Source organism: Coleofasciculus sp. A1-SPW-01, assembly GCF_040217205.1.
Classification (GTDB): Bacteria; Cyanobacteriota; Cyanobacteriia; order Cyanobacteriales; family Coleofasciculaceae; genus Coleofasciculus; species Coleofasciculus chthonoplastes_A.
Map to the genome: position 1 here is coordinate 1 of NZ_JAVJNP010000203.1, position 24,637 is coordinate 24,637.

20 protein-coding genes are annotated in these 24,637 nt (G+C 45.3%); 9 read left to right on the plus strand and 11 right to left on the minus strand.

Annotation, left to right across the window (positions count from 1 at the left end; all coding sequences use genetic code 11):
- Window positions 1-336 precede the first annotated feature (336 nt).
- Genes RH949_RS29325 through RH949_RS29335 form a run of 3 tightly spaced genes read right to left on the minus strand, consistent with a single transcriptional unit; the run spans window position 337 to window position 6,837 of the window.
- Window positions 337-1,974 (minus strand): amidase family protein, encoded by a 1,638-nt coding sequence (locus RH949_RS29325; protein ID WP_446358153.1) that lies wholly within the window; start codon window positions 1,972-1,974, stop codon window positions 337-339.
- A 53-nt stretch (window positions 1,975-2,027) separates the two neighbouring features.
- On the minus strand, window positions 2,028-3,122 hold the full coding sequence (locus RH949_RS29330; RefSeq protein WP_446358155.1) for a hybrid sensor histidine kinase/response regulator: 1,095 nt from the start codon (window positions 3,120-3,122) through the stop codon (window positions 2,028-2,030).
- Window positions 3,123-3,180: 58 nt separating this feature from the next.
- A complete protein-coding gene (locus RH949_RS29335; RefSeq protein WP_446358157.1) occupies window positions 3,181-6,837 on the minus strand; it encodes a PAS domain S-box protein in 3,657 nt (1,218 codons plus the stop codon).
- A gap of 459 nt (window positions 6,838-7,296) precedes the next feature.
- On the opposite strand from RH949_RS29335, the gene RH949_RS29340 reads away from it, so the two are divergent.
- The 5 genes from RH949_RS29340 to RH949_RS29360 all read left to right on the plus strand — a co-directional run bounded on the left by RH949_RS29340 (window position 7,297) and on the right by RH949_RS29360 (window position 10,134).
- Window positions 7,297-7,488 (plus strand): hypothetical protein, encoded by a 192-nt coding sequence (locus RH949_RS29340; RefSeq protein WP_446358159.1) that lies wholly within the window; start codon window positions 7,297-7,299, stop codon window positions 7,486-7,488.
- Window positions 7,489-7,496: 8 nt separating this feature from the next.
- On the plus strand, window positions 7,497-7,970 hold the full coding sequence (locus tag RH949_RS29345) for a hypothetical protein (RefSeq protein ID WP_006104596.1): 474 nt from the start codon (window positions 7,497-7,499) through the stop codon (window positions 7,968-7,970).
- 77 nt (window positions 7,971-8,047) lie between these two features.
- Window positions 8,048-8,440: a hypothetical protein gene (locus RH949_RS29350; RefSeq protein WP_006104635.1), complete on the plus strand. Its 393-nt coding sequence runs from the start codon at window positions 8,048-8,050 to the stop codon at window positions 8,438-8,440.
- A gap of 111 nt (window positions 8,441-8,551) precedes the next feature.
- Window positions 8,552-9,817, plus strand: coding sequence for a protein kinase domain-containing protein (locus tag RH949_RS29355; protein ID WP_446358162.1), 1,266 nt, complete (start codon window positions 8,552-8,554; stop codon window positions 9,815-9,817).
- 143 nt (window positions 9,818-9,960) lie between these two features.
- Complete coding sequence (locus RH949_RS29360) at window positions 9,961-10,134, plus strand: hypothetical protein (protein WP_446358164.1); 174 nt, start codon at window positions 9,961-9,963, stop codon at window positions 10,132-10,134.
- Window positions 10,135-10,735: 601 nt separating this feature from the next.
- Here RH949_RS29360 and RH949_RS29365 read toward each other — a convergent pair.
- The 4 genes from RH949_RS29365 to RH949_RS29380 all read right to left on the minus strand — a co-directional run bounded on the left by RH949_RS29365 (window position 10,736) and on the right by RH949_RS29380 (window position 14,472).
- Window positions 10,736-11,035, minus strand: a complete 300-nt coding sequence (locus RH949_RS29365) for a hypothetical protein (protein ID WP_006104544.1) — start codon at window positions 11,033-11,035, stop codon at window positions 10,736-10,738.
- Window positions 11,036-11,128: 93 nt separating this feature from the next.
- The gene (locus RH949_RS29370; protein WP_446358166.1) at window positions 11,129-12,868 is read right to left on the minus strand and encodes a tetratricopeptide repeat protein; all 1,740 of its coding nucleotides are present in this window, start codon (window positions 12,866-12,868) and stop codon (window positions 11,129-11,131) included.
- 37 nt (window positions 12,869-12,905) lie between these two features.
- Window positions 12,906-13,859 (minus strand): S1 family peptidase, encoded by a 954-nt coding sequence (locus tag RH949_RS29375; protein ID WP_446358168.1) that lies wholly within the window; start codon window positions 13,857-13,859, stop codon window positions 12,906-12,908.
- A gap of 22 nt (window positions 13,860-13,881) precedes the next feature.
- On the minus strand, window positions 13,882-14,472 hold the full coding sequence (locus tag RH949_RS29380) for a COP23 domain-containing protein (RefSeq protein ID WP_446358170.1): 591 nt from the start codon (window positions 14,470-14,472) through the stop codon (window positions 13,882-13,884).
- A gap of 865 nt (window positions 14,473-15,337) precedes the next feature.
- Between RH949_RS29380 and RH949_RS29385 the strand changes: the two genes are divergently transcribed.
- The 3 genes from RH949_RS29385 to RH949_RS29395 all read left to right on the plus strand — a co-directional run bounded on the left by RH949_RS29385 (window position 15,338) and on the right by RH949_RS29395 (window position 17,350).
- Window positions 15,338-15,604: a UPF0175 family protein gene (locus RH949_RS29385; protein WP_446358172.1), complete on the plus strand. Its 267-nt coding sequence runs from the start codon at window positions 15,338-15,340 to the stop codon at window positions 15,602-15,604.
- 7 nt (window positions 15,605-15,611) lie between these two features.
- Window positions 15,612-16,094 carry a DUF3368 domain-containing protein gene (locus tag RH949_RS29390; RefSeq protein ID WP_446358174.1) on the plus strand — a complete coding sequence of 161 codons (483 nt, stop codon included), beginning with the start codon at window positions 15,612-15,614 and terminating at the stop codon, window positions 16,092-16,094.
- A 572-nt stretch (window positions 16,095-16,666) separates the two neighbouring features.
- A complete protein-coding gene (locus RH949_RS29395; protein ID WP_446358176.1) occupies window positions 16,667-17,350 on the plus strand; it encodes a hypothetical protein in 684 nt (227 codons plus the stop codon).
- 41 nt (window positions 17,351-17,391) lie between these two features.
- Here RH949_RS29395 and RH949_RS29400 read toward each other — a convergent pair whose 3' ends face one another.
- The 3 genes from RH949_RS29400 to RH949_RS29410 all read right to left on the minus strand — a co-directional run bounded on the left by RH949_RS29400 (window position 17,392) and on the right by RH949_RS29410 (window position 24,021).
- Window positions 17,392-19,833 (minus strand): WD40 repeat domain-containing protein, encoded by a 2,442-nt coding sequence (locus tag RH949_RS29400; protein WP_446358178.1) that lies wholly within the window; start codon window positions 19,831-19,833, stop codon window positions 17,392-17,394.
- 299 nt (window positions 19,834-20,132) lie between these two features.
- The gene (locus RH949_RS29405; protein WP_446358180.1) at window positions 20,133-21,128 is read right to left on the minus strand and encodes a methyltransferase domain-containing protein; all 996 of its coding nucleotides are present in this window, start codon (window positions 21,126-21,128) and stop codon (window positions 20,133-20,135) included.
- 256 nt (window positions 21,129-21,384) lie between these two features.
- Window positions 21,385-24,021 (minus strand): CHASE2 domain-containing protein, encoded by a 2,637-nt coding sequence (locus tag RH949_RS29410; protein ID WP_446358182.1) that lies wholly within the window; start codon window positions 24,019-24,021, stop codon window positions 21,385-21,387.
- A gap of 24 nt (window positions 24,022-24,045) precedes the next feature.
- Here RH949_RS29410 and RH949_RS29415 point away from each other — a divergent pair, with 24 nt between their 5' ends.
- A complete protein-coding gene (locus RH949_RS29415) occupies window positions 24,046-24,168 on the plus strand; it encodes a hypothetical protein (RefSeq protein ID WP_446358184.1) in 123 nt (40 codons plus the stop codon).
- A 42-nt stretch (window positions 24,169-24,210) separates the two neighbouring features.
- Here the strand turns inward: RH949_RS29415 and RH949_RS29420 are convergent, their stop codons facing one another.
- Complete coding sequence (locus tag RH949_RS29420; protein ID WP_044210115.1) at window positions 24,211-24,420, minus strand: hypothetical protein; 210 nt, start codon at window positions 24,418-24,420, stop codon at window positions 24,211-24,213.
- Window positions 24,421-24,637 lie beyond the last annotated feature (217 nt).

Below are 24,637 nucleotides of genomic sequence, written 5' to 3' on the forward strand. Positions count from 1 at the left end.
TCTACCGCTTCATCCGGCAATTTTGACAGGTTAGCCAGGGTACGTTTACGCACTTTCTTTCCTTCGCGATAGGACTCGCGAAGTAATACGGCGGGTGGGGAATTTCGGTTCGGAACACGTTCTATGTACATGACTACAATTGTCTCACAGATTCTCTCCTAAGACTATTAAGAAAATCTTAAATATACATGGGTACGATTTGAGGGGGCTAAATTGCTAAAATGCTTATGCAGTAGGAGTTCAGTCCCCTATAGTACATCTGGACGGGGGGAACTTCAGTCTCTTCCCCCCAACAAAAGTCTTATTCAGCAGACCCTACTTAGACTTTCCCGGCTGTTAATTTCTTGACTCATCGGATAAGGAAGGTGTGTTTGCCGGAGGGCGTCGAAACTGGGTCGCTTGTTCATAAGCGTAAGCGAATCCCAGCAATTCTTGCTCAGTATAAGGAGCGCCAAAAAAGGTCAATCCTAGAGGTAATCCCTGCTCGGTAAAGCCCATCGGTACAGAAATTCCTGGAAAGCCAGAGACGTTGGCTAAATACCCTGGTGTATAGGGATCGTCTACGTTGCACTGGTAAGTTGGATCATTTTGTATCATGTATAAAGGACTAGCCGGACAAAGCATTGTCGGAAAAACGATCGCATTAAGGTTTTGAGCTTGCATAATGCCCAGAATCTCTTGACGAACTTGGGGAAACTCAAAATGAATGATACTGAGGTATTCAATATCAGCTAATTCTCGGTGTTCTAGCGATTCCTTAAAGCCGTGAATGCGACCAGGGTTTAACGCCTGCATTGAATTCGCAATCCGATTAGACAAGCTCAAAGAAATCATGCTCTCTAAGTTGTCGGGAAACGAAGTGTTAAGAGTCTTAAGGTAGTTTTCAATCTGCGGTTCAAATTCCGCCGCCGTCACCTTCTCCATTAAAGACCAAAGATTTTCTAGCTTGGGTGAAAAGTCTACAACGTCCACCGTTGCACCGAGTTCCCTCAGCTTGGCAACCGCCGCCTTGGTTAAGGCGTCTACTTCTGGGTTTCCTCCTTGGAAATCAATAGCCACTCCAATTCGAGCGCCGTTCAAAGCATCTGCCTTGAGAAATGGGGTGTAATCCTGGTGTGACTTGCCCTGGCTTTCTAAAGTACGGTAATCATTGGCATCGACGCCTGCCATAATGCCAAGCGCGATCGCAGCATCTCTGACTGTTCGCGCCATGGGTCCGGCTGTATCGAAGGAAAGGGTAAGAGGGACAATGCCATCCCGACTGACTAGCCCTTGAGTCGGTTTGATACCCACAATACCAGTAACGGCTGCCGGACCGCGAATCGAGCCGGATGTATCCGTTCCCGTTGCCAACATCGCCAAGTTAGCCGCGATCGCAGCCGCACTACCCCCACTTGAGCCAGAAGGATTGCGACTCAAGTTATAAGGATTTAAGGTTAACCCACCCAAAGAGCTATACCCAAGCCAGCCATCCGATGAAGCGAACTCGCTCATGTTGGCTTTGGCGAGAATAATTGCCCCCGCCTGTCGTAGCTTCTGGACGGTAAATGCATCGTCTGGTGGCACAGAGCCTTTGAGTAAAACCGAGCCTGCTGTAGTTGGCATATCGGCTGTATCATAGTTATCTTTGAGGATAATCGGGATTCCGTGCAACGGGCTACGCTTGCCTTTCTCTTGCCGTTCTCGATCGAGTTCTTTTGCCTCAGCCAGTGCATTGGAATTGATGGAAATTAGCGCATTAATCCCAGCATTTCTATCTTCATAAGCTTGGATTCGGTTTAGATAAAGTTGCACCAATTGCTCAGATGTCAAGTCCCCACTATCAAACGCTTGGTTAACATCCGATACCGTTGCTTCCCTCAATCGGAAGGTTTCAGCAATTGCCGACAGGGGAAACCCACTTAAGCCAATGACTGATAAAACAGCAATGGCTTGATTCGTGAGTTTTGATAAATTGGAGGAGTGCTTTTTCATTCATTGTCGTTTTTTCTTTCGCTAAATAGTACCATAAGTAGGATGGTAACTCCTCATTTACCAGCTAAACTAACAGACACCGTTGTTTCCTTGCCAGGATTACTTTCAATCGTTAATTCTCCCCCATGTAATTGAACTAAACGCTGGGCGATCGCTAACCCTAATCCTGACCCTTGTTGTTCATAGAGTTTGCGCTCAAACTGCATGTAGGCTCCCAGCTTGGCGATTTGCTCCGATGTCATTCCTCGTCCCTGATCAGTTATGCTGAGAATGACCCGATTTTGCTCGACGCGATCGCAGATACTAACGCTTGTTCCAGGTGGCGAAAATTTAAACGCATTATCAATCAGTTCTTCTATCAATTTCCGCAGATTCGGTTCCGACATATAAATCTTGCTTCCTTGCAGGTTTAACTCTAAATCTGCTTCTCGATCAACTTGCTTGGCTTTTTGATGAACGACCTCAAAAATTAGGGGTTGACTATCCGTTTTTACCTCGCGACTTTGTAACGCCTGAAGCCGTGCTGGATCATTTGCCATTAATTCCAGTTCAGCATAGAGTAAGAAGTTCTTTGTCAGCCGATATAACCGTTGACTGGAGGTGTGAATATCTTGTAGAATTTCTAGGGCTTCATCTCGGTCAATATCATCGTATTCATTGATAAAAAAACTAGATGAAGCGATGATTCCATTTAGGGGTGTATATAACTCATGGGGGAGGGAATGGCAGATTTGACCGCGCAACTCGTCTAGCTTCTTTTGAGATTGTCGTTCCAGAACCCCTTGTTTCTCAAATCGCGCCGCGATCGCTCTCAGTAACGCCTCTCTGGTAAACGGTTTACTTAAATAATCATCTGCGCCAGATTCCATCCCCTGACGCAGATCAGCTTTGGCGGATTTAGCGGTGAGAAAAATAAACGGAATGGCTTCGGTGGATAGATTTTGCCGTAGCTGTGTTAACACTCCATATCCATCCACTTCTGGCATCATAATGTCACAGATAATTAAATCTGGTCGTTGCTGTTGCGCCAACTGGATGCCAGTTTTACCATTTTCTGCTAAAAGTACCTCAAAATCTTCTGCTGATAACAGTTCATAAATATTATCTCGAATCCCTTCTTCGTCTTCAATAATTAAAATTGTATTCATACATCTTACCTCAGTTCAGTTGCTTTTTAGGGAATCAGCCGACTTCAATAATCAAGAATTAAAGCCTAATCACTACTGTAAACGTTGTCCCGACACCAAGTTTGCTCTCCAAGTTAATTGTACCTCCATGTCTATCCACAGCTTTTTTGACAATCGATAGTCCCAAACCTGTCCCCGAAATATTTCCTACATTGGTGCCGCGATGGAATGATTCAAAGAGCCGTTTTTGGTCGGTTTCAGAAATGCCGATACCTTGGTCTTTGATGCGAAAAATTAATTCGTTGTGGCGACAAGTGAGTTCCAGACAAACTGGACGATCAATCGGGGAATACTTCAGCGCGTTTGATAATAAATTACCCAGGATATGGCGCAGTAATTTTTCATCAAGGGAAACGGGTGTCAATTGCCCCTGATGAGTAAAGCACAGAGAATGTCGGTGACCGATTCCCTGTTGAAACTCCTCAACCAACTGTTGACAAAATTGTCGTACATCCATCTGAGCCGGGTTAAAGTCTAATTTTCCAGCTTCGGCTTTACCCAACAAGAGGATATCATTCAGCATTTGAGTGATATGATGAACATTTGATTGAATTCGCTCAAAATGAATCTGTTTTTTCTCTTCCGTGAACTTCGAGGAATAATATTTCAGTAATTCTGTCGAACTGAGAATTGTGGTTAAAGGCGTGCGAAACTCATGGGAAGTCATGGAAATAAACCGGGATTTGAGTTCATTGAGTTCCTGTTCTCGTGCTAAGGCTTGGCGAATCTCCTGTTCGGCTTGCTTATACTCGGTGATATCTTCGGCAATTCCCACAATCCGGTAAACTTGTCCAGAGGTATCATAAACCGGAAACGCGCGATCGCGAATCCAACGCTGTTCACCTCCAGGCTGGATAATCCGATAGTCTTCGTGATACTCTCCCCTAGCTTGTTTCGCAAACGCCGCCATCACCCGCTCTCGATCCTCTGGATGAATCGTTTCGACAAAGGATAAAGGATTGTCATAAATACTTTGACAACTACGACCCCAGATCTGTTGATAGGCTGGACTAACATATATCATCTGGGACTTTGCCACATCGGTAATCCAAAACACCTCATGAATGTTCTCCGCAAGCTGGCGAAACCGTTGCTCACTCTCCTGTAGCGCCGCTTCCGTGCGCTTGCGATCGCGAATATCTTCGATCACACCGACAAAATAGTCCAATTCCCCGGTAGATTTCCGCACCAATGAACCCCTGAGATTCACCCAAACAATTGAGCCGTCTTTGCGAATGTAGCGCTTCTCCATAGAGAATGTCTTAATCTCACCCGCTAACAACTGGTTAACATAGTATTTATCTCCATCAACGTCATCGGGGTGGGTAATATCCACAAAGGTTTTCGTCAACAGTTCATCCACCGTATACCCGACGATATCACAGAATGTTTGATTCACTCGCAAAAAGCGATCGTCCCATCCGGTATGCGTAATTCCCACCGTCACCTGTTCAAAGGTTGAGCGGAATCGTTCTTCGCTAGTTCGCAGCGCCGCTTCCGTTTGCTGACGTTGGGTAATATCGCGACAGATACAAATAAAATTACCCTCTGGAGTCAACGTTAGGGAGACTTCCTCAGCAAACTTACTCCCATTTTGACGTAGCGCCACCGCTTCACCGCGCCAATACCCCTGTTGCTGCAAAATGGTAAAAATATCGCGCTCAAATCGCGTGATTTCCTCTGGAGGATACAGGTGTCGCCAAGACTTCCCCAGCAACGCTTCCGAGGTATCATATCCAAACAGTTGAACATGGGCGGGGTTTAGATACGTATACTCCCCCTTAGCGTTAAGAATCGCAATTCCTTCTGTGGTGGCTTCAATCGCTGCTAACTTTTGTCGCAATTGGATTTCTACCTGTTGACGTTCGGCAATTTCATGCTGTAATTTTTGGTTACTTTGCTGCAATTGAGCCGTGCGTTCTTCAACCCGGCGTTCTAGTTCTTGTTTCGCCTGTTGCAGTTCTAATTCCACTCGTTTACGTTGGATGAGTTCCGTTTGCACCTGCTCAAATAGACTCGATTGTTGAATCCCAATTCCTACCTGTACAGCTAACTGTTGCAGTAACTCAATTTCTGACGTTTGCCACTGTCTAGGTGCATGACACTGTTGAGCCGTCAGCAGTCCCCATAATTCATCGTCTTTAATGATAGGAACCACTAAGTTAGCGCGAACTTGTAAGCTGGCTAAAAGTTCAACATGACAAGGGGTAAGTCCAGCGGTATAAATATCGGCTGTGGCTTGGAAACGACCGTTTTTGTAAGACTCAACACTTGTTTTTTCAAAGCAGGGATCATGAACAACCACGCCAGACAGGGACTCCCATTCAGCACCCACCGATTCCACCATCACAGTACCACTCCAGTCGGAGTGAAATCGATAAATTAGTACCCGGTCAACTTGAAGCCATTCTCGTACTTCTTGCAGGGTGGTTTTGAGAATGTCTTCAAGGTGCAGAGATTGACGAATTCGCGAGGATATGCTGTAAAGCAGGTGTTCCTTGGCTGAGTGTTGAGTGTTGAGTGTTGACCCTTCGCCACCCTCGTAGGGAACCTGGTTTGTAGGGGCGGGTTTAGGAATTTTCTTGTCGCTATTGATGGTATCGTTTGTACAAAACCCGCCCTGACTGAGTATTAACTGCGACTGGGTATCAGTTTTAGGAGTCAGTTCAGCATTAGCTGGAGAAATAGAGGGCAAAATTGGATTGAGAAACGAGAAGGTTTTGCTATTCAGGTTTATCGCCCGCAACAAGCTGTCTTGGTCAATCATTCCCTGCCATTCTCCCTGATTTCCTAAGACGATCAATTGCTGAGTGTGCCACTGTTGCATCCGTTGATATGCCGTCCCTAAAAAATCATCAGCACGAATACTAAACCACGCCGAACTCATTACCGTTTGGGCATCAAGCTGTTGAAAATCTAAGGGTAATGTTTGAAACTGAACAATATCGTCGGCTGTAACAATTCCCATGGGAATAGGGGATTGACGAAACGATAAAACAGAGGAAAAGTCTAAATCTGTAACTGTCTCCCCTGTTCCCTGTTCCCTCTGTCGAACAATCACCACGTAACCAACACCATGAGTTGCCATCAACTGAGCTAACTTTTGCACTGGTGCTGTAGGAGGCGCACAAATTACCTGAGTTGTCATCACTTCAGCCACAGAATGTAACCCCATTACATCCGTCATTTGTAGGAGGTGGCGCATTCTCTGGGGGGTGACAATTCCCAAAAGATAACCACTCTCATTGAATATGGGTAGATGATGAATACCATGTTGCTGGAACAAGTTGAGGATGATTGTTACATCTTGACAGTCTGATGCGTTTAGAGTGACTAATTTCCGAGTCATCACATCAGCCGCCGTCAGTGCGTCTAAATTTATATCCAACGCGGCTAACCGGACAAAATCTTGCTCTGTCAACAAACCCAGCAGTTGCATTCCCTGCATGACTAAAACACAACTGGTTCTCGCCTGCTTCATCAAACGCCAATCGGGTAAGGGATGGCAACTTTTGGTAGACGTGTCTGATAAACCGAGGGTGCAATCACATCCAGCTTCTTGAGCAATCAGACGGATAACCTCACTCAAGGTTGTATCAGGTGCAACACTCAAGGGATAAGGATCAATTACCGCCTCTAACGGTAATGACGAGAGGGAGAGGTCTAGGAGTGACATGGCAAACTTCAGAAGTGTAACGATAGAGGAGTCTGGGGTCTTATCTTTTATCAAACGTCAAGTCAACTGGATTTGACATCCGTAGGTTTACGGACTCTGAAAACTTGATTATCCTCATTCACCGTATTTTTTCTGAGGGTTTGTTATGGGTCATTTGTCATTGGTCATTCGTCATAAGCTGTCATGCATCTAAATTGGGTATGAGTAGCGAGCAAGATGCTCAATGTAGCGAGCAAGATGCAAAGCCTGCGGCATGGCTTCGCTTAACGCACTACAAGGGTGGGAGTCCTTTGTTCGGAATCACTTCTCTTCCCTTCTACTCTCTGCTTTCTACCTGTTGCTATATGTCCGAGTAATTGCGGAATCGGCAAATTATAAGTCCTATTTTTTTGTGTAATTTCCCGGAGGAAAAATAAGCCAAATATCTCTAGGATTGATTTAGAGTCAAGGTGATGTTTTATGCGGGTTCATCAACATTCTATTTTATTGGCAGAAGTGAAGCAACTTGTTGAACAACTTCCGCTGGAAGACAAGGCTCAATTAGTTGAAAATTTGTTAACTGGAACTGACTCACCAGCGATTTTTGGGTGCTTAGATTTATCGAATTTGTTTTTCGCGATCGCGAGTTGGATTGCTACACGAGAACTATAAGCCGAACCATGAGTAAGACCCCTTTTTCAGACCCCTTTTTTGCCCAAATTCCTGCGGAAACACTCCAGACATTCACACCCGAACAGTTAGAGGCGATTAAATATGCCTTTAGTCCCCGCCCTTGGAAAACGCATCCGGTTGATATCCGCTTAACCTTACCGATTCCTGGATGCCGCTTTTATCTCGTTTTGTTAGGCGGACGAGAATCTCGCTCTCCTCAACGGCGGCGTGCTGAACGTTCTCAATTTCCACTATGGACGCCTGCCAATATTGTATTGATTACGGCTTTTTTTTCGTTATTGCTAACCTCCGGCTATGCTACAGTTTCAGTCGTCTTCGCTTCCTTTAAATCTTTTAGTCTTCCCACAACGGCTTATCCTACCAGTCTGCCTTGGATTACCAACTCAGAACAATGCCAGAAAAGCAATAGAACTTGGTCAGAGGGGCAATGTTGGGACAGTGAACACAATCCTCTATTTTAATCCACTTTTTTATTTTATTTTATTTTATTTTATTTTAAATTTGTTTTCGCAACTCGATTAAGCCAAATTCGCATTGTATGAAGCTGTCAAAACCCGATCCATTCATTGAACAATTTTTCGCTCGAATTCCCCCGAAAACGGCGGCAACGTTTAATCCTACTCAACTGGAAATACTCAAACAAACCTTCGGGAGTCGTGCATCGAAAAAACATACTGTTGATTTGCGGTTATCGATGCCATTTCCAAAAGGAGGCTTTTACTGGGTGCTATTGATGGGGAGGGAAAAACGTGGTCGCGATCGCCTTCAGCAAGAGCGTCGTAAACATCCCCTCTGGACTGTTGCCAATGGTTTAGTAATTTCCGGATTTTTATTGATGATTGCCACAGCTTTACTCGGTACAGTTTTTATTCTGGAAGAGCCGGCAGATATTCAGATTAACTCAGAGGTTAACAACGTTGTCAAAGAATAAATCCACGTAGGGGCGCACTGACGTGCGCCCTCTTCCTGAGATGCGATCCGTTCGTCAATAAACTATGATGTAGAAGATTTTCAGTCAGACATCTCTGGGGATGACGGTTTGATGATTGGACAAACACTAGCTGGACGGTATCACATTATTGACCTTATGGGCGGCGGAATGTTTGGTCAGACGTATCTGGCTGAAGATTTACAGCGTCCCAATCATGACCATTGTGTGGTCAAACATTTACATCCTCAGTCTACTGATCCGTTTACGTTACAAGAGGCAAAGCGTTTATTTGAAGCTGAAGCCCAAGTCTTGAATCGTTTGGGAAATCACGAGCAAATCCCGCGCCTCTTGGCTCATTTTGAGGAAAATCAGGAGTTTTATTTAGTTCAAGATCTTATCGCGGGACAGCCGTTAAGTCAAGAGGTGAAGCCGGGAAAACGGTTGAGTCAAGAACAAGTGATTAAGCTGTTACAGGGAATTCTGGAAATCCTGGAATTTGTCCATGAACAGAATGTGATTCACCGGGATATTAAACCGTCCAATATTATTCGGCGTCAGTCTGATAAAAAGTTAGTTTTGATTGATTTTGGCGCGGTGAAACAAATTACCACTCAGGTTGTCACGCCCCAAGGACAATCAAATTTTACCATTGCGGTGGGTACAGAAGGCTATATGCCCAGCGAACAAACCCAAGGGAAACCGAGGTTAGCGAGTGATATTTATGCCGTGGGAATGATTGCGATTCAAGCGTTGACGGGAATCGCACCGCAAAATTTACCTGAAGATGGGAAGACGGGGGAAATTATCTGGCGGGAACGGTTAAAAATTAATCCGAAGTTGGCAAAGGTGATTGATACCATGGTGCGCTGTCATTTTAGCCGCCGCTATCAGTCAGCGACGGAGGCGTTAAAGGCGGTGAAGCGGTTGCAATCGTCGGGGAAGTTTGGGTGGGTTTTAAAGTTACTCAGAATTGATTTGGGATTGGTGGTGGCGATGGGTTCGTTTTTAGCGGCTGTGGTGGTGATTCCAGAATTTAGGCAATTTTTCCGCATGGATGAACGGTTAGCACAGGTGGCGGATACCTTAGTTTATGAGAATGAAGGGTTAGGAATTCAGATGAATTATCCGAAAACCTGGGAACAAAAAGGAACGGGTGATCCGTTTAGTGGAACGGTGGCTCGATTTGTGCCAAAGGGGAATAATTCAACTGGGTTTAAACCGGAATTGACGATTAGTGTGGAACCGTTGACGGAATCGATGTCTTTAGCGGATTATACTACGGCATCGGTGGCAGAAATTATTGAGTTTTTGCCAGAGGCGAAGATTTTTTCGTCGGAGTCAGCAAGGTTGGCGGGGGATAAGCTGTCATTCATTTAAATTGGGTATTAGTAGCGAGCAAGATGCAAAGCCTGCGGCATGGCTTCGCTAAAGCCTGCGGCATGGCTTCGCTAAACGCACTACAAGGATTACGCCATTATTGATATTAAGGTTTAAATGCCGAACAGCTTAAGGCTCATCGGGTGATTTATACGGGGAAGGATGAGGAGAATAATGTCCGGTTAAAGTCGATGCAAGTTTGGGTGTTGAAGAAGAATCAGGCTTATATTGTGACGTATACGGCACAAGAAGGTGAATATCAGGATGGGTTGAAACCTGTGGAAGAGGTGATGATTAAATCGTTTAAAGTGCGATGATTTTTATCCGAGGGATAGGGTAATGTCCATTCGTGTAAATTTAAGGTGAAAGCTGACCCCTCTTGCTTTTCACCCTCATCCCCTAACCCCTTCTCCCATCAAGGGAGAAGGGGAATCATATCAAATCATACCAAGTTGCAGTCTAAGGTAGAATTTATCATGCTGAGCGTAACCCTTCACTTCGTTCGAGGGCAGGCTCCGTGTAGCGAAGCATCTGTCCAGATTCTTAGCTTCGCTCAGAATGACATGGTAAGCTGTCACGCATTTAAATTGGGAATGGGTAGCGAGCAAGATGCAAAGCCTGCGGCATGGCTTCGCTTAACGCACTACAAGGATTTCGCAATTCTTGACATTATGGTTTAAATGCCGAACAGCTTAGAATGCAACTCGGTATCAGATATTTCTTGCTCCCCTCTCCCGTGCAACAAAAGCGAAGCAACATCTCGTCTCCCCCTATTGAAGGGGGACGGAAGGGGGATCTAAAAGGGGGGAACGAGGGGGGTTGGGAGAGGGGCTGGGGGTGAGGGGTATAGCTTAAATTGACACCGATAGATAATGCCGTTCCCTAACAGATAGCGCCTGTACCCTGCAATTTATTCAGCTAAATGTTGCAGCATAATTTGTCTAAAAAAAAGGGTTCGTCGTATAAACCCGCGAGGGTTAATAACGGAGAGATGACTAATTGATTAATCGTTCCTTCGGCTAAGGAACCGCGTTCTCGATGACGCCAGAATCGGTGGCGGATTTGGTCTAATGTGGCGATTTCCGAGTCGGTTAGTTCCGGTAAGTCTTGGGTAAACTCTGAGGAGAATTGCTCATTGGTTGTTGGCGTCAGATTAAATCTCTCTCGGAGGTCAAGTAAGCTAGTGATTGTTTTGGATATGGCTTTGGTTTGTGCCATAGGTGATCTAATTGTTTACTTCTATTTTGATAGGAGTTTAGGAATGTAGGCGAAGCCTTATCGTTCGCCTTTGACATTTCCGAAGGGTTATAATCACTGAATTCTATAATTTGTTTTAATCTCAAGTTCTCTAATTATTTGCTGTGCCTTTTGATACCATTCTCTATTTCCTTCTTGCTGATAAATCTCGGCAGCTTTGCGGAAATCTTCAAGCGCTTGGTCATAGTAGGCATAAGCATTATCAAGATTAATTTCAATCATCGTTTGGTTAAACATATCTTGATTGTAAAGATCTATTGTCACTCCGGGCAAAGAATTATCAAACCGAGTTTCTGGAAACCTTCGTTGCCAAGTATTTGAGTGTTGAGAATTTCCCAGGTTTTTGCGGGCAATACCTCGATTGTAGTAGGCATGAGCAAAATCTGGATTAAGCTGAATCGCTTGATTGTAATCCGCGATCGCTCCTTCGTAGTCTTCTAGGTTACTGCGAGCAACACCCCGGTTGTTGTAGGCATCAGCATACTCAGGATTAAGTTTAATCGCCTGATTGTAATCCGCGATCGCTCCTTGGTAGTCTTCTAGGTTTCTGCGAGCAACACCCCGGTTGTTGTAGGCATCAGCATACTCAGGATTAAGTTTAATCGCCTGATTGTAATCCGCGATCGCTCCTTGGTAGTCTTCTAGGTTTCTGCGAGCAATACCCCGGTTGTTGTAGGCAACAGCATCGTCAGGATTAAGTTTAATCGCTTGATTGTAATCCGCGATCGCCCCTTCGTAGTCTTTTAGGTTATAGCGGGCATTACCCCGGTTGTAGTAGGCAACAGCATTGTCAGGATTAAGTTTAATCGCTTGATTGTAATCCGCGATCGCTCCTTGGTGATCTCCCAATTGAAGACGAGAATAACCCCGACTGAAGTACGCTAAAGCATTGTCAGGATTGAGCCGCAGTACCTGATTAAAATCCTCAATCGCTGCTTGATAATTTTCTAGCTCAACGTAAGCATTTCCCCGCCGATAGTAAGCCTCTGGATTATTGGGACTCAGCCGCAGCGCTTGAGTCAAATCAGCAATAGCCTCCTGATAGTTTCCTTTCTCCGTTTTTATCCCTGCCAAGCTAATCAGGTTTTGAGCGGTTGGTTCCTGGGCAACAACTGGGGTACTATCTATCTGTTCCAAATCATTGCGAGCCACTAAAAAGGTATTAATCGGAATCCCAAAACTAAACACTCGTTGGGTGTTGGGTTCAATTTCTGCTCGTCCATTAATTCCCACCACGCGCCCCTTCTCATCCAACATTGGACCACCGGATGTACCGGGAATCGTGGGATTGGTATAGATCAGAGAATAGCCGTCATCTGGATTCGTTAAACGACTGGTAATCTGTCCTCTAGTAAACTGATAGGTACGTTCATTTGTTCCCGGCAGAACATCTGCCCAACCCACCACATATATAGTAGTTGCTTCGGTCATTTGGTCAGAGTTACCCAGATCAGCCGTGGGGTAGGTTTTGTCACTCTCAAACCGCAACACCACCGCATCTAACCCTGGCACTTCTTCGCTGTAATAAACTGGATAGATCTCACCATCAGGGGTTTCGATTTCATATCGCCCCGGCTGATAAATCACATGGCAATTGGTCAGGACATAATAGGTGTTACCCTCTCGTTCAAAAATTATGCCAGAACCATTATTTTCGCCACTGATTTTCACGGTAATTTCCTTGGCGATGGCGTTCACCTCGTCTTTGCTTAAGGCGACAGCAAGCTGAGGTTGTACCAAGACAATCGCTGTACCGATGAGGGCGGCTGGTATGTGATAGGGAAATTGGATCATCGTTTAGACTACCCCGCTAATCAAAATCCAGTTCATTTCATAAAACAGTATCAGGGAAATTCAAAGCCTCTCTCCTTGCAGGAGAGAGGTTTGGAGAGAGGTTGGGAAAGCTTCCTAAAAAGTAAGGAAGACTATCGGGTTGATGGTCGCTGTTTTTTCCTCTATTGTGACTCGGTAGGTTATTCCTGCTACGCGGTATAAAAGCAGGTGGCGCGAACTGGACAAACGCATCAATGGGAATTCCCCAACTATAATGACTCATCTGTTCGCGCAAATCCGGTTCTGGAATTGAACCATCCATATAGATATAAGGATCACCCCACAGGGGTTCGGCGTGCATCCCATTAATTCCCACCACCTGACCTCGATTATTCAACAAAGGTCCCCCACTCATCCCTTTTTCAACTGGATTTGTGTACCCAATCCGATAGCCTCCTTCTAGTGCTTTGTCCAGAATCAGAGAAACCTGACCAACTTGTAAGACAAATCCGCCCTGTTTATCCCGAATAACAGGAACTTGAGACAAGTCATCGACAAAGGGAAATCCCGCCGCAAATACCTCACCCCCTACCCGTGGTGAAGTCCCCAGAGACGCTACGGGATAGCGCCCATCAGGACTATGAAACTGCAACAGCGCCAAATCATGACCCGGAAACGACACATTTTGCGGCACATCGGCTTGATAAATCTGACCATCTGGGGTTTGAATCTGATAGGGAGGTTCGGCTGACCGAAGGATATGGGCATTTGTCAGCACGGTATAAACTGAACCCTGTTGGTCAATTAAAATCCCTGACCCCAAAAACCCCCCGGATAACACTTTCACCGTGATTGACTCAGCTAATGTATGGAGTTGCTTGACGGAGAGTTGAGTGAATGACGCTTCCACAAACTCACCGGAATTAGCACCTTGGTCATTTAGCACTGTTGTGGATAGCGCCACAAATAAGCCACCCACACAAATAATTGATATCAGTGCTTCTCGGTACATCTCGGATTCACCTGTAATGGGCTTACAAATCCCACAAAGATCCCGGAGGAAGTTCTTCTGGGTTAGGCATTGTACTCTCTTCCCCAGATCCCTCAGTGAGAAAATCACCAATATTGAAATATAATTCACCATCAACAGTGGAGAGCAATCCACTCCTCAAATTGATCGGTCCGCCAGCATGATTCCTATAATCCAGGAGTGAATTTAGAATACGTTCCGGGTTACTATCTGGCTTAAGTGTGACGATTAACCCATTCGGTAGACAATCACCCCCTTTGTAAGCAGCGACACACAAGACAGGTTGACCATTTAACCACCCACCTTTCAGGTATCGCAAGAGTCCATTATCCAAAAATCGCTGAAATCTAGCAGATATCTCCTCACAACGTCGAGTCGGCTTCCAAGGCGGCGGAAATGAGTCATCAACCCAGCGAATCATGGGAAGATTTCCCCATTTTGAGGTGCGAACAATGGTTGCAGGTTGACCATTACTCATCCCACAGAAGAACGTATCTCGTCGAGCATGGCTAGGTTGGCTGAATGTCACCGTCGCACCGAGAGCAAAGGCAAATCCAACCAGTGTTTGGGTTAATAACTGGGGTTTGCGGGTCATGTCAGTAATCCGGAAATGAAGACTGTAGAGGATTTAGCGGTTAGATGTCGCTGCTTTCAGTATATCTTGACTGAGGTTAAGGCATCGGACGAAGAACGGCGTGAGTTTGACGCCTGTTGTCTCAAACAAATTGTAGGGGCGCACGCTCCGTGCATCCGTGTCAACTTAAGCTCAACCTCTCTCCCCCAGCCCCTCTTCCCCCTTTTAGATCCCCCTTCCGTCCCCCTATTTGATCCCCCTTCCGTCCCCCTATTTGATCCCCCTTCCGTCCCCCTTAAAAAGGGGGAAACCAGATGTTGCTTCGCTTTTTGTTCCATGGGGAGACCAGATGTTGCTTCGCTTTTTTTGCACGGGGGAGGGGAGCAAGAGAATCCGGTTCCCCTTCTCCCCAGGGTGGGAGAAGGGGTTAGGGGATGAGGGGGAAAATGTTGAGGAGTAGATAGAAACAGCTTAAAACATTGCCAGCATTGACTTTCACCTTAAGTTGACACCAATGACTGACGTGCGCCCGATTTAACCCTGAGCGAAGTCGAAGGGTTAACCGTGTAATCTATTGCTTGATTTTAGGAGTTGTCGGTTAGGTTGACGTAGGAAACCCAACCAAGTTTAGGATTATTGTCTGAAATATTGATTCGATAATATTTTCCCCCGTTAATATCGGTGGGTTACGGCGGATACTTCATTAAAGGGTTATCGCTTCGGTTTAAGTCCCGCCTAACCCACCCTACGTTTTTTGAGGTGTAGTTAATATTGGTGGGTTACGGCGGATACTTTATTAAAGGCTTATCGCTTGGGTTTAAGTCCCGCCTAACCCACCCTACGTTACAATACAAGGTGGTGGAAAGCTAAAGGAATAATTACTCTGATGACAACGGAGACAATTTCTTTTCAAATTTCTCAAGATTTGCTCGCCGCTTTAAAAGTGGGTTCGCTGGAGTTAACCCAAAATCTGCGCTTGTTAGCAGCAATCACCTATTTTCAGGAGAAAAAATTATCTTTGGGCAAAGCAGCAGAACTGGCAGGAATTAATCGTTTAGAATTTATGGATGTTTTAGCGGCAAAAGGTATTATAATTTTTGATTATGATGAATCCGTTTTAGAACGCGAAATCCAAGGAATAAGTCAATTGTAAACAAACAATGATTATCAGCAATGCCACACCTTTAATTGCTTTTGCCAAAATCAATCAGTTATCTTTATTGCGACAAATAGTTGGGGAGTTGACGATACCTGATGCTGTGGCTAAAGAAATATCAGATTATACTCACAACAAAACTGGATTTATTGACTTAGAACAAGAGACTTGGATTAATCGTCAGGCGATTACCGCTAAAGAACAACTCGCTTTACTACTGCCTAGCCTTGATCGAGGAGAAGCAGAAGTAATTACCTTGGCATTAGAAGAAAAGGCTAAACTTGTTTTAATTGATGAGTTAACGGGTAGAAAGGTAGCAGAGTCTCTCAATCTTAATGTTTCCGGTTCAGTTGGAATTTTGATTAAAGCGAAGCAATTAGGAGAGATTGAAGAAGTCAAACCCTTTTTAGATGCCATGCTTAAGCAAGGAATATATTTTAGTCAGAGGTTTATTGATGCCGTAATACAGTTAATGGGAGAAGCTTGAATGTGAGAGTAGGTTGGGTTGACTTAGGAAACCCACCAATATTAATAATAATGATTATTTCTGACTTATTAATTAAATAATACACCGCCCCGTTAATATCGGTGGGTTACGGCGGATTGTTCATTAAAGGCTTATCGCTTCGGTTTAAGTTCCGCCTAACCCACCCTACGTTTTTTGAGGTGTAGTTGTCGGTTAGGTTGACGCAAGAAACCCAACCAAGTTTAGGATTATTGTCTGAAATATTGATTGAATCATATTTTCCCCCGTTAAGCTGTTCGGCATTTAAACCTTAATGTCAATAATGGTGAAATCCTTGTAGGGCGAGCATCTTGCTCGCTACTAATACCCAATTTAAATGCATGACAGCTTAATATTGGTGGGTTACGGCGGATACTTCATTAAATGCTTATCGCTTGGGTTTAAGTTCCGCCTAACCCACCCTACGTTTTTTGATTCAAGTATTTCCCCCCTGGCTCTTTTTTTCGAGAGAAAGGGGTTTTAATTTTGATTGTTTTGTTATAACATTGTTACAAGCAAGCAATACACTAATATGACATAAGGAAAAGAACCCTATGAAACCTTTACTGCCTCACTTCGACACCAGCCATACCGTTGAAACCTCTGCCCAGCAAGCGTTAACGAAATTGGGGATTACCCAACTCCTGTCTCTACTCAAGCACTATCGCGATATTGATTTTGATGCGTCGCAAATGCATCTAACGGATGCTGAAGTCGATGCGATCGCGAAGCTATTTATTCAGCAGTTGATCGAAAGTCTCAACGGTAAACTCATCGCTGGCGCTTTAAATACCCTGCGCCATGGTGAGGAAATAGAAGAGATTGAACCGATGAGTGAAGAGGATCAAAATGATCAAAATCTCTACTGTTATCCCACCCCTTCTTGCCATCGGATTGCGCCTCTATCTGTGCATAGTCCAACTGGACGCTATAATCCCCAAGGGCGAAACTATCCCCGCCCAATTACTCAGCGGGAACAATACATCATTCACCTCTATTGTTACTGTGAATTAGGGATGACACCCAAGCAGTTTTATGCCAAATGGGATGTCACTTATGAGCAACTTTCTCACATCTGTTCTCGTTCCCAGGGGACGGTTCAGAGTTGGTTTAACCGAGGGAAAGGCTATCATCGTCCTCAACCCGTTGACTTGCGCCATCTGGCAATTATGGATTTTTTGTTAGAGCATTTTGAAGAGATACCTCAATCCTTGATTAACCTTCTGTGTTCGTCTTGATAGCACAAACGCCAATAAGGGAGACGCGCCATGGCGCGTCTCTACAAGGGACGCCACAATTTAATCGTCTTATCCTCACTCCCACTGGCGAGGAGTCCATCACCACCAATGGCAAGGGCGTATACTGGGGCGGTATGATCCTCAAGGGTTTGCATGAGTTCTTCCCGATGCAGATGCCAAATCTTGATTGTCTTGTCCTCACTTCCACTGATGAGATAGTCACCATCGAGACTCAGCGCGATCGCATACACGGCTCCTGTATGATCGGTTAATGTAGTCAGGAGTTTCCCTGTCTCAAAATCCCATAACTTAATCGTCTTATCTTCACTTCCACTGACAATCGTTTGTCCATCAGGACTAATCGCCACCGCCCTGATACTGGCTTTATGTCCACTCAGCGTCCGTAATAGTTCTCCGGTTGCCAATTTCCATATCTTAACCGTCTTATCTCCACTCCCACTCACTAAACTTTGACCATCGGGACTAATCGCCAGAGAATACACCCATTCTTTATGCCCAAATAGCGTGCGGAAGGGTTCTCCTGTGTTTAAGTTCCATAACTTAATTTTGTGGGAACCACTAGCAATAGTGTGATTATCCGGACTAATTGCTAGGGAATGAATTTGCTTGCGATGTCCAGAAAGCGTCCACAACAGTTTACCCTGATGTAGATTCCAGACTTTAATATAACTGCGATTTTTTGACTGATCGCTACTGGCTAAAATCTGCCCATCCCGGCTAAGGGTAAGGGTTAAAACTCCACCAGAATGCCCATTTAATTGCTGAATAGGTGTCGAATTCAGGCTGATAATATCCCAAATCTTAATCGTACTGTCACCCCCACAACTTAACAGGGTACGTCCATGGGGATGAATCGCGATCGCACTCACTTTACCACTGAGTCCCGTGAACGTAGAGGTTAAGCTTAGATTAGCCAACGTCTGCTGCTGTTGACGGGATGCGATCGCCTCTAGCAACTCCTGAACTTGATTTGCCCCTTGTTCATCGCCCACGGCGGCTAAACAGGATTGTAGCATCTGGCAATAGTGGTGATCCTGTTGGGTTAATACCAATCGCATGGCTTCAAATGCCTGTAAGCCTTCTTGATGCGGCTGTTTCCGTTGTTGCAGCCACGCTTTCAGAGACGATTTAATCTGTATTGTTGCCCAGGATTTATCGGGTAAACAGGTTAAACTCTGTGCCAATTTTAAACTCAGTTCCGGTTCCCAGTAAGGGCGTTCACTAACCAGTGACTGTAACACCTCTTGATAAATTGAAAGAGTGGTTTGCATCACCACTTGGACTAAATTCGGATCAGAGACTTCCGCAATTAATGGTGGTAATAATTCCGGCAAAAGCGGCGGTACATCCGAGTGAACCAGATGGTGAATATCCGCCACCCAGCCCGCCACTAAACAGTGACAGGTACTTAAAAACTGGCAAAAGTTGTCCCAGTCGCGGCGGTTCACTTTATAGGGAAAAATCAATTCCCCCGGATCAATTCCAGCTTGCTGTAATTCTTCGGATTCTTCCCAGTAGGCTAAATTAATCGCATTGTCGCCACCTTTGGCATTAATATCCTCAATACTCTTTCCCAATGCCAGGAGTTTATCTCGCGTGGTTTTCCATTTCAACGCCCTGGCTTTTGTTGATTCATAGATAAACTCTCGATAGGAGAACTTACATAAGGTTGAATAGCAATAACTGTCCTGTCCCAATCCCCAATAAGCGAGGCGAAAAATCAGAAAATCGCCATCAATTTCTGATTCTAAAATTAAGGTAGGTTCAGACTTCAATAAACTAAACAGCGCCTTAATACTCGATTCACTATGAAACCGCTTACTCTCCCACGCCCCGCCTAAAAATTCAGTGGGTCTCACTTGAGAATGCAGGGGATAATGTTGACTTAAGAATTCTCGCAATCGTTGCGCCAAACCCAGTTCAATTTCTGGCACTTCTGAGTTCATTTCCCCAAACCGTTCAAACTGAACCTGGGGAGGGGCAATAAAAATTCGCAGGGGAATCGGGCGATTGGGGCGATGGGGTTCGAGGAGTTGGGAGGGGAACAGGCGGAGGGGCCAATGATCGAGGATTTTATGGACTTCCGGTAACTGGAGGGTGGTTTCCCGTTGATAGGCGGCGAGTTTGAATAGGGTTTGGCGATGTTCGGCGACGAGTTGCTGCTGAAGGGCTTTCTGTTGCTGGAAGCGCTGCTGTTCTAGGTGATCCGTTTCATCTACGGTTTGCGCGATCGCGTTGATCACATCTGGCAGTTTATTGGCAAAATGTTGCCCCATTGCCACCAGTTTTTCTCCTTGAGGGACTTCATCGACCCCCTGATAGGGTAAGATAAGAGGTTTGGGTTCAGATGTTGGTTTCTCGTTTAAGGGTATACCATTAAATTGATTGGTCGTTTTCAGATAGACCAGGGTCTTAAAAACAGGGACAGCCCATTGCAGAAGTAATTTTAACCACGGCTCCATAATAGTTATCTCTAGAGGCAACATTGACCTGAATAGTCAGGACTGACGCTTGCTGTACCGTTGAACCACTATCTGTAGGGAACATATTGTACCTCTACTCCAGGCTTATGCAAGTCATATCAGGATTGATCCAGTTTTCACAAAATCTAAGGATAGCAGGGATAGGTCATACCCCCATGTCAACAAAAACACGATCAGCACAGCGCAAGCCAAATAAACCTGATACCACTGAGGTACACAGACAGATCCCCGACTTCTTGGAGAAGTCGGGGATCTTGCTTAGAGTCAAATTTGATTCATCACCGTTCTGTCGCCACAGCTTGAGTCGAGACGGTTTCGGTTAAATTGGCTGGAGAATTGGCTCGAATAGCGCGAAACATACCAAATCGACAAAGCCCAGAACCGAAGGCTAGCCGCATTAATAAAATTGTCGGCACTTCTCGCACAGACTTGATAAAACCGGATAGACCAAACTGTAGCCATCCCTGAGGTCGAATGATGCCTTGCCAGATAGTATCAAGCCAAGATGGAAGCGTTTCCTCTGTCCAATCTGCCGTTGCTACACTACCCTCAACCAGTCCGGTTTCCTGCAACCGTTCCGCAAACCCTTCAATGCTAGAAAACGCTGGATGAGACCACTGATCCAAGAGTTGCTGCATTACCGGGCGTTCCCAAAAATTAAGTGGTTTCTGGCGATCATCCCGTTGATTCCAGTCAGCAACAACCAGAATACCACCAGGCTTGAGTACCCGCATTAATTCTTTGGCAAAAAGAGCTTTATCGGGAATATGAGGACCCACTTCAATTGACCAAACCACATCAAAATTGGCATCTGGGAAAGACATTGCCATCGCATCATCGACTAAAAATGTCGCATCTAAGTCCTTTGGCGTTAACTCCTGAGCGCGTTTTATTTGTTGGGGACTGATGCTAATTCCGGTTACGGCAAACCCGTAATCCCGTGCTAAAATACGACTGCTGCCGCCGATGCCACACCCGACATCTAAAACAGTGGTTCCTGGGGGTAATTTATCGAGTCCTCCCCAACGCACCATTTCATGCACAAAATCTGATTTTGCGGCTAAAAAATCCTTGGGTTGAGGCGGTGAGCCATAATGCCCTAAGTGGATATGTTCGCCCCAATAAAACTCTAAAATACCATCTTCTGTCCATTGGTCATAAGAATTGACCACCGATTCAGAGGATTGATAGCGGCGACCCGTAACCAGATAGAGTAGGATCGCGATCGCGAAGAGTCCTAGCAGTAGTCCCAGAAGCGGAAAAAAGAAATTCATCAACGTTAAACCCTCAAATTTTTGACTCTGTTGATAATCGGGTTCAGAGTTGCCTGATTAACCCACGTTATAATAACGGGCGGGTTTGGTTTAGAGGTTATCGGTAGATATCCCAATTAAACAGCTAAACCCGCCCCTACAATTAACTTATTTTAACGGCTATTACTGAACTGACACTCTAGGTAATCAGTGTGATCAGCTGATGGGCATTTAAATTGGGTATTCCCCGTTCCCTGTTCCCTCCACAATAACGATTTCAATCTTCACCCTGTTTCTGACAAGCATCTAAATAAATTTGAGCTACTTGATCAACGGGATTAATATGTAAACACTCTTGGAATATTTGGGCAGATTCTTTAAATAAATGTTTACTATACAGAAATAGAGCCTTCTCAAAATCAGGCTTCGTCATTAACTTGACCGAGCGCAGTTCTGGTGGATCTGCCTCAAATATTTCAAAAACAGAGACCATTTCACTTTTGCCCTTAACCTGAACTTGACCGATGATCCGAAAGGCATATTCAACCGGATGATTTAGCTGTAAAAACGTGTGGTGAGAAATTAATAAGGATACCCCATACTCTTTCGTAAGCTGTTCTAAGCGAGCGGCTAAATTGACCGCATCACTAATCACTGTACCATCCATGCGATTGTGTCCGCCCACGGTTCCCAGCATCAGCGAACCAGTGTTAATCCCAATCCCAATCTGAATCGGGGGACGATCTGGACGTTGCCGCGTTTTATTATAATCAGTCAACCGATTTAACATATCAATTCCGGCGCGAACCGCATCATCAGCACTACCATTAAATAGCGCCATAATCGCATCACCGATATATTTATCAATAAAGCCATCATGTTCGACAATCGCAGGTTCCATGCGCGACAGATAGGCATTGATAAATTTAAAATTATCCTCTAAACTCATCCGTTCCGAGAGAGTAGTGAAGGAACGAATGTCCGAAAATAGAATTGACATTTCCTTCTGCACCGCCTCGCCGAGTTTGACATCGACAATACTTTTCTTGTCCAGCAATTTCAGGAAATTTTCTGGGACAAACCGTTCATAGGCTTGATTCAGTTGCAGGAGTTGAGCCGTGAAATCCTTGCGTTCAATTTCAGCTTTTTTCCGTTCAGTAATATCTTGAAACGCCGCGATCGCAAAGGTGACTTTGCCCCCTTCATCAAAAATTGGGATACCCCAAGCTTCAATCGGAATAATCTGATCGCCCTGGTGAATTTCAATGTCATCAGCCGTGGCACTTTCTCCCATTAACGCTTGCACCACGGGCAATAAGTCCGCCGGATAGAGTTGTTCAGTTCCAGCAATATAAAATTGATAGACCTCAGCGAATTGTTCAGCAAAGGTATCAGGAACCACGCCTTTACCCATTAACTGTTGCGCCCGTTGATTCAGGTAATAGGTTTTTCCGGTTGCATCTAATACCGCTACGCCAACCGGAACCGCTTCCAGGAATTGGGCTAAGCGGCGTTCACTTTCCCGTGCGGCTTCTTCGGCTTGTTGATGTAACTCCTCCTCAATCGCATCGGAATGAGCCGTGGTGGTTTCGAGTAATATTTCTAAGTCAGCATTGTAGCGCTGCAATTCCCAGGTTTGGTAAAGTGCGATCGCCATTGATGATCCGATTAATGCCGCTAGGGGGGAAACCACGGGTAACCACCAGTTAACGAGAAACGCCCCATAACTCCCCACCACCAGGATGCTACCCATGAAGAACGTGCCGAAACCGACAACCATCCAGCGGGGAAAAATCCTATCCGCGAATTGGTTCGCTTGTTGGAGTTTCCAGCTTCCTCCAGCACCAATAAAAGACCAGACGACAATCCATAACCACTCGACTGGATCAACCCAAATTGTCAGCCAAGACGGTTGGTTTATTCTATCAATGAAGGGAATTAAAGGGCGTCCATCAATCGCCTTAATTAAAGGGCGTCCCGCCATCGCCCCACTAATAATCTGACTGGCGATATTGGCATGAATAATCACGCCCGGTGTTTGCTGACGAGAACCAATGGTATTTTGACTATAGGGTGTAAAGAATAAGTCATTGGCACTCTGTCCGGTAGCGCCAATCAGAACAATGCGATCGCGCATCAAATCTGGTGGTATCCGATTCTCTAAAATATCAGCAATGGATACAGTTTGGAAGTTCTCTCTCGGTCCGCGATAGTTTAAGAGGATTTGATAGCCACCCACATCAGCATTAACATAGCCACCCTCATTCCCCGCCAATGGCACAAATTCCGCCTTACCCAACTGTAAATGACTCTTAGCTTCATCCGTCATTTGCAGGGTAATCCCTTCGGCGTCTAGATACATTAACGCCAGCTTTACCCCTAATCCCAAGTGGATGGACTCATCGTCTAATTGCACAGACAGCAATCCGCGACGAACTTTGCCATCCGCATCCAAGACTAAATCAGCCATCGCCACTTGATCCAGTTGTTTTAGGGTTGGCGATGGTGCGACTGTCTCTCCGACAACTTTTTCCACACCAATCAGATTTGGTGTAGACTGAAACACCTCGACTAATTCCTGATGACCCGGTTCAACTGGCAAATCACGGTACAAATCCAAGCCAATCGCCCTCGGCTGTTGGGCGTTTATTTTTCTAAGTAACTGTGCTAAGACCTGATCAGGAATGGGCCACGTCCCAATCTGAGTAATATCAGACTCATCAATGGTTACCACCAGAATGCGGGGATCAACTGGTTCTTGGGGACGCTGCTGAAAAAATTGGTCGAGTGTTGCCCATTCGAGAAGCTGAAACGAACCCGTCCAAGCCGTAGCGATCACCAATCCGGCGACAGTGGGGGCAGTGATCAGTACCCCTTGCCATTTAGAAATATTCTGCTTGAGCTTTTGCCACATTTAGGATGAGCAACCAAAATTAACATGAGTAGTCCCCTGATTGCTATGGCGAATCGTTCTCTATTCCTTACTGTAGCTCAACTCAAGCTGAGTCGTGGCTTAGATGGTTTGTCTCAACCCCATGGAATTAAATTCCCACTAAACTAGCCGAAAATAGACCGTAGGGTGGGCAGTGCCCACCAGCCTCAACTAGTAACTATCTTCGCTGCCTACGGTATGCAGTGCTAGATCGTTATTAGCGCGATTGAGTCGATCCGCGATCGCGGATCGAAGTTTCAGCGTGATCGATGGTGTAGCCAGTACCTCTTGGGCTTGTTCTCGGTAGATAGCACTAGTTACCGGATCAACTTGGTCAATTTTCTGTAAATTTGAAAATACTGTATCCGCAGAAATGGTCATTGGATTAAACCCTTTCATCACATATAATTACGATCTTGACTTAAGTCTCGAACAGATGGCAATAGTTGAATGATTAAATTGACACTCCCACGGCTTAAAGCGCGTGGGATTCTACATTCATCGTCAGAACTTGCTCTACCAGGCTTGCGCCAAGTAGCGTAGAGGCTCCAACTCCTGTAGCGTTACTTCGGGATTGCCCATCCCTAGATTTTGCCTT

What these genes read in the sequence shown, in the direction of transcription:
- RH949_RS29335 (WP_446358157.1), bottom strand. Translation starts at nt 6,837, where the DNA reads ATGTCACTCCTAGACCTCTCCCTCTCGTCATTACCGTTAGAGGCGGTA.
- RH949_RS29365 (WP_006104544.1), bottom strand. Translation starts at nt 11,035, where the DNA reads ATGGCACAAACCAAAGCCATATCCAAAACAATCACTAGCTTACTTGAC.
- RH949_RS29415 (WP_446358184.1), top strand. Translation starts at nt 24,046, where the DNA reads ATGAGTAGTCCCCTGATTGCTATGGCGAATCGTTCTCTATTCCTTACT.
- RH949_RS29410 (WP_446358182.1), bottom strand. Translation starts at nt 24,021, where the DNA reads ATGTGGCAAAAGCTCAAGCAGAATATTTCTAAATGGCAAGGGGTACTG.
- RH949_RS29325 (WP_446358153.1), bottom strand. Translation starts at nt 1,974, where the DNA reads ATGAAAAAGCACTCCTCCAATTTATCAAAACTCACGAATCAAGCCATT.
- RH949_RS29420 (WP_044210115.1), bottom strand. Translation starts at nt 24,420, where the DNA reads ATGACCATTTCTGCGGATACAGTATTTTCAAATTTACAGAAAATTGAC.
- RH949_RS29355 (WP_446358162.1), top strand. Translation starts at nt 8,552, where the DNA reads ATGATTGGACAAACACTAGCTGGACGGTATCACATTATTGACCTTATG.
- RH949_RS29385 (WP_446358172.1), top strand. Translation starts at nt 15,338, where the DNA reads ATGACAACGGAGACAATTTCTTTTCAAATTTCTCAAGATTTGCTCGCC.
- RH949_RS29375 (WP_446358168.1), bottom strand. Translation starts at nt 13,859, where the DNA reads ATGTACCGAGAAGCACTGATATCAATTATTTGTGTGGGTGGCTTATTT.
- RH949_RS29370 (WP_446358166.1), bottom strand. Translation starts at nt 12,868, where the DNA reads ATGATCCAATTTCCCTATCACATACCAGCCGCCCTCATCGGTACAGCG.
- RH949_RS29340 (WP_446358159.1), top strand. Translation starts at nt 7,297, where the DNA reads ATGCGGGTTCATCAACATTCTATTTTATTGGCAGAAGTGAAGCAACTT.
- RH949_RS29345 (WP_006104596.1), top strand. Translation starts at nt 7,497, where the DNA reads ATGAGTAAGACCCCTTTTTCAGACCCCTTTTTTGCCCAAATTCCTGCG.
- RH949_RS29390 (WP_446358174.1), top strand. Translation starts at nt 15,612, where the DNA reads ATGATTATCAGCAATGCCACACCTTTAATTGCTTTTGCCAAAATCAAT.
- RH949_RS29405 (WP_446358180.1), bottom strand. Translation starts at nt 21,128, where the DNA reads ATGAATTTCTTTTTTCCGCTTCTGGGACTACTGCTAGGACTCTTCGCG.
- RH949_RS29380 (WP_446358170.1), bottom strand. Translation starts at nt 14,472, where the DNA reads ATGACCCGCAAACCCCAGTTATTAACCCAAACACTGGTTGGATTTGCC.
- RH949_RS29330 (WP_446358155.1), bottom strand. Translation starts at nt 3,122, where the DNA reads ATGAATACAATTTTAATTATTGAAGACGAAGAAGGGATTCGAGATAAT.
- RH949_RS29400 (WP_446358178.1), bottom strand. Translation starts at nt 19,833, where the DNA reads ATGGAGCCGTGGTTAAAATTACTTCTGCAATGGGCTGTCCCTGTTTTT.
- RH949_RS29350 (WP_006104635.1), top strand. Translation starts at nt 8,048, where the DNA reads ATGAAGCTGTCAAAACCCGATCCATTCATTGAACAATTTTTCGCTCGA.
- RH949_RS29395 (WP_446358176.1), top strand. Translation starts at nt 16,667, where the DNA reads ATGAAACCTTTACTGCCTCACTTCGACACCAGCCATACCGTTGAAACC.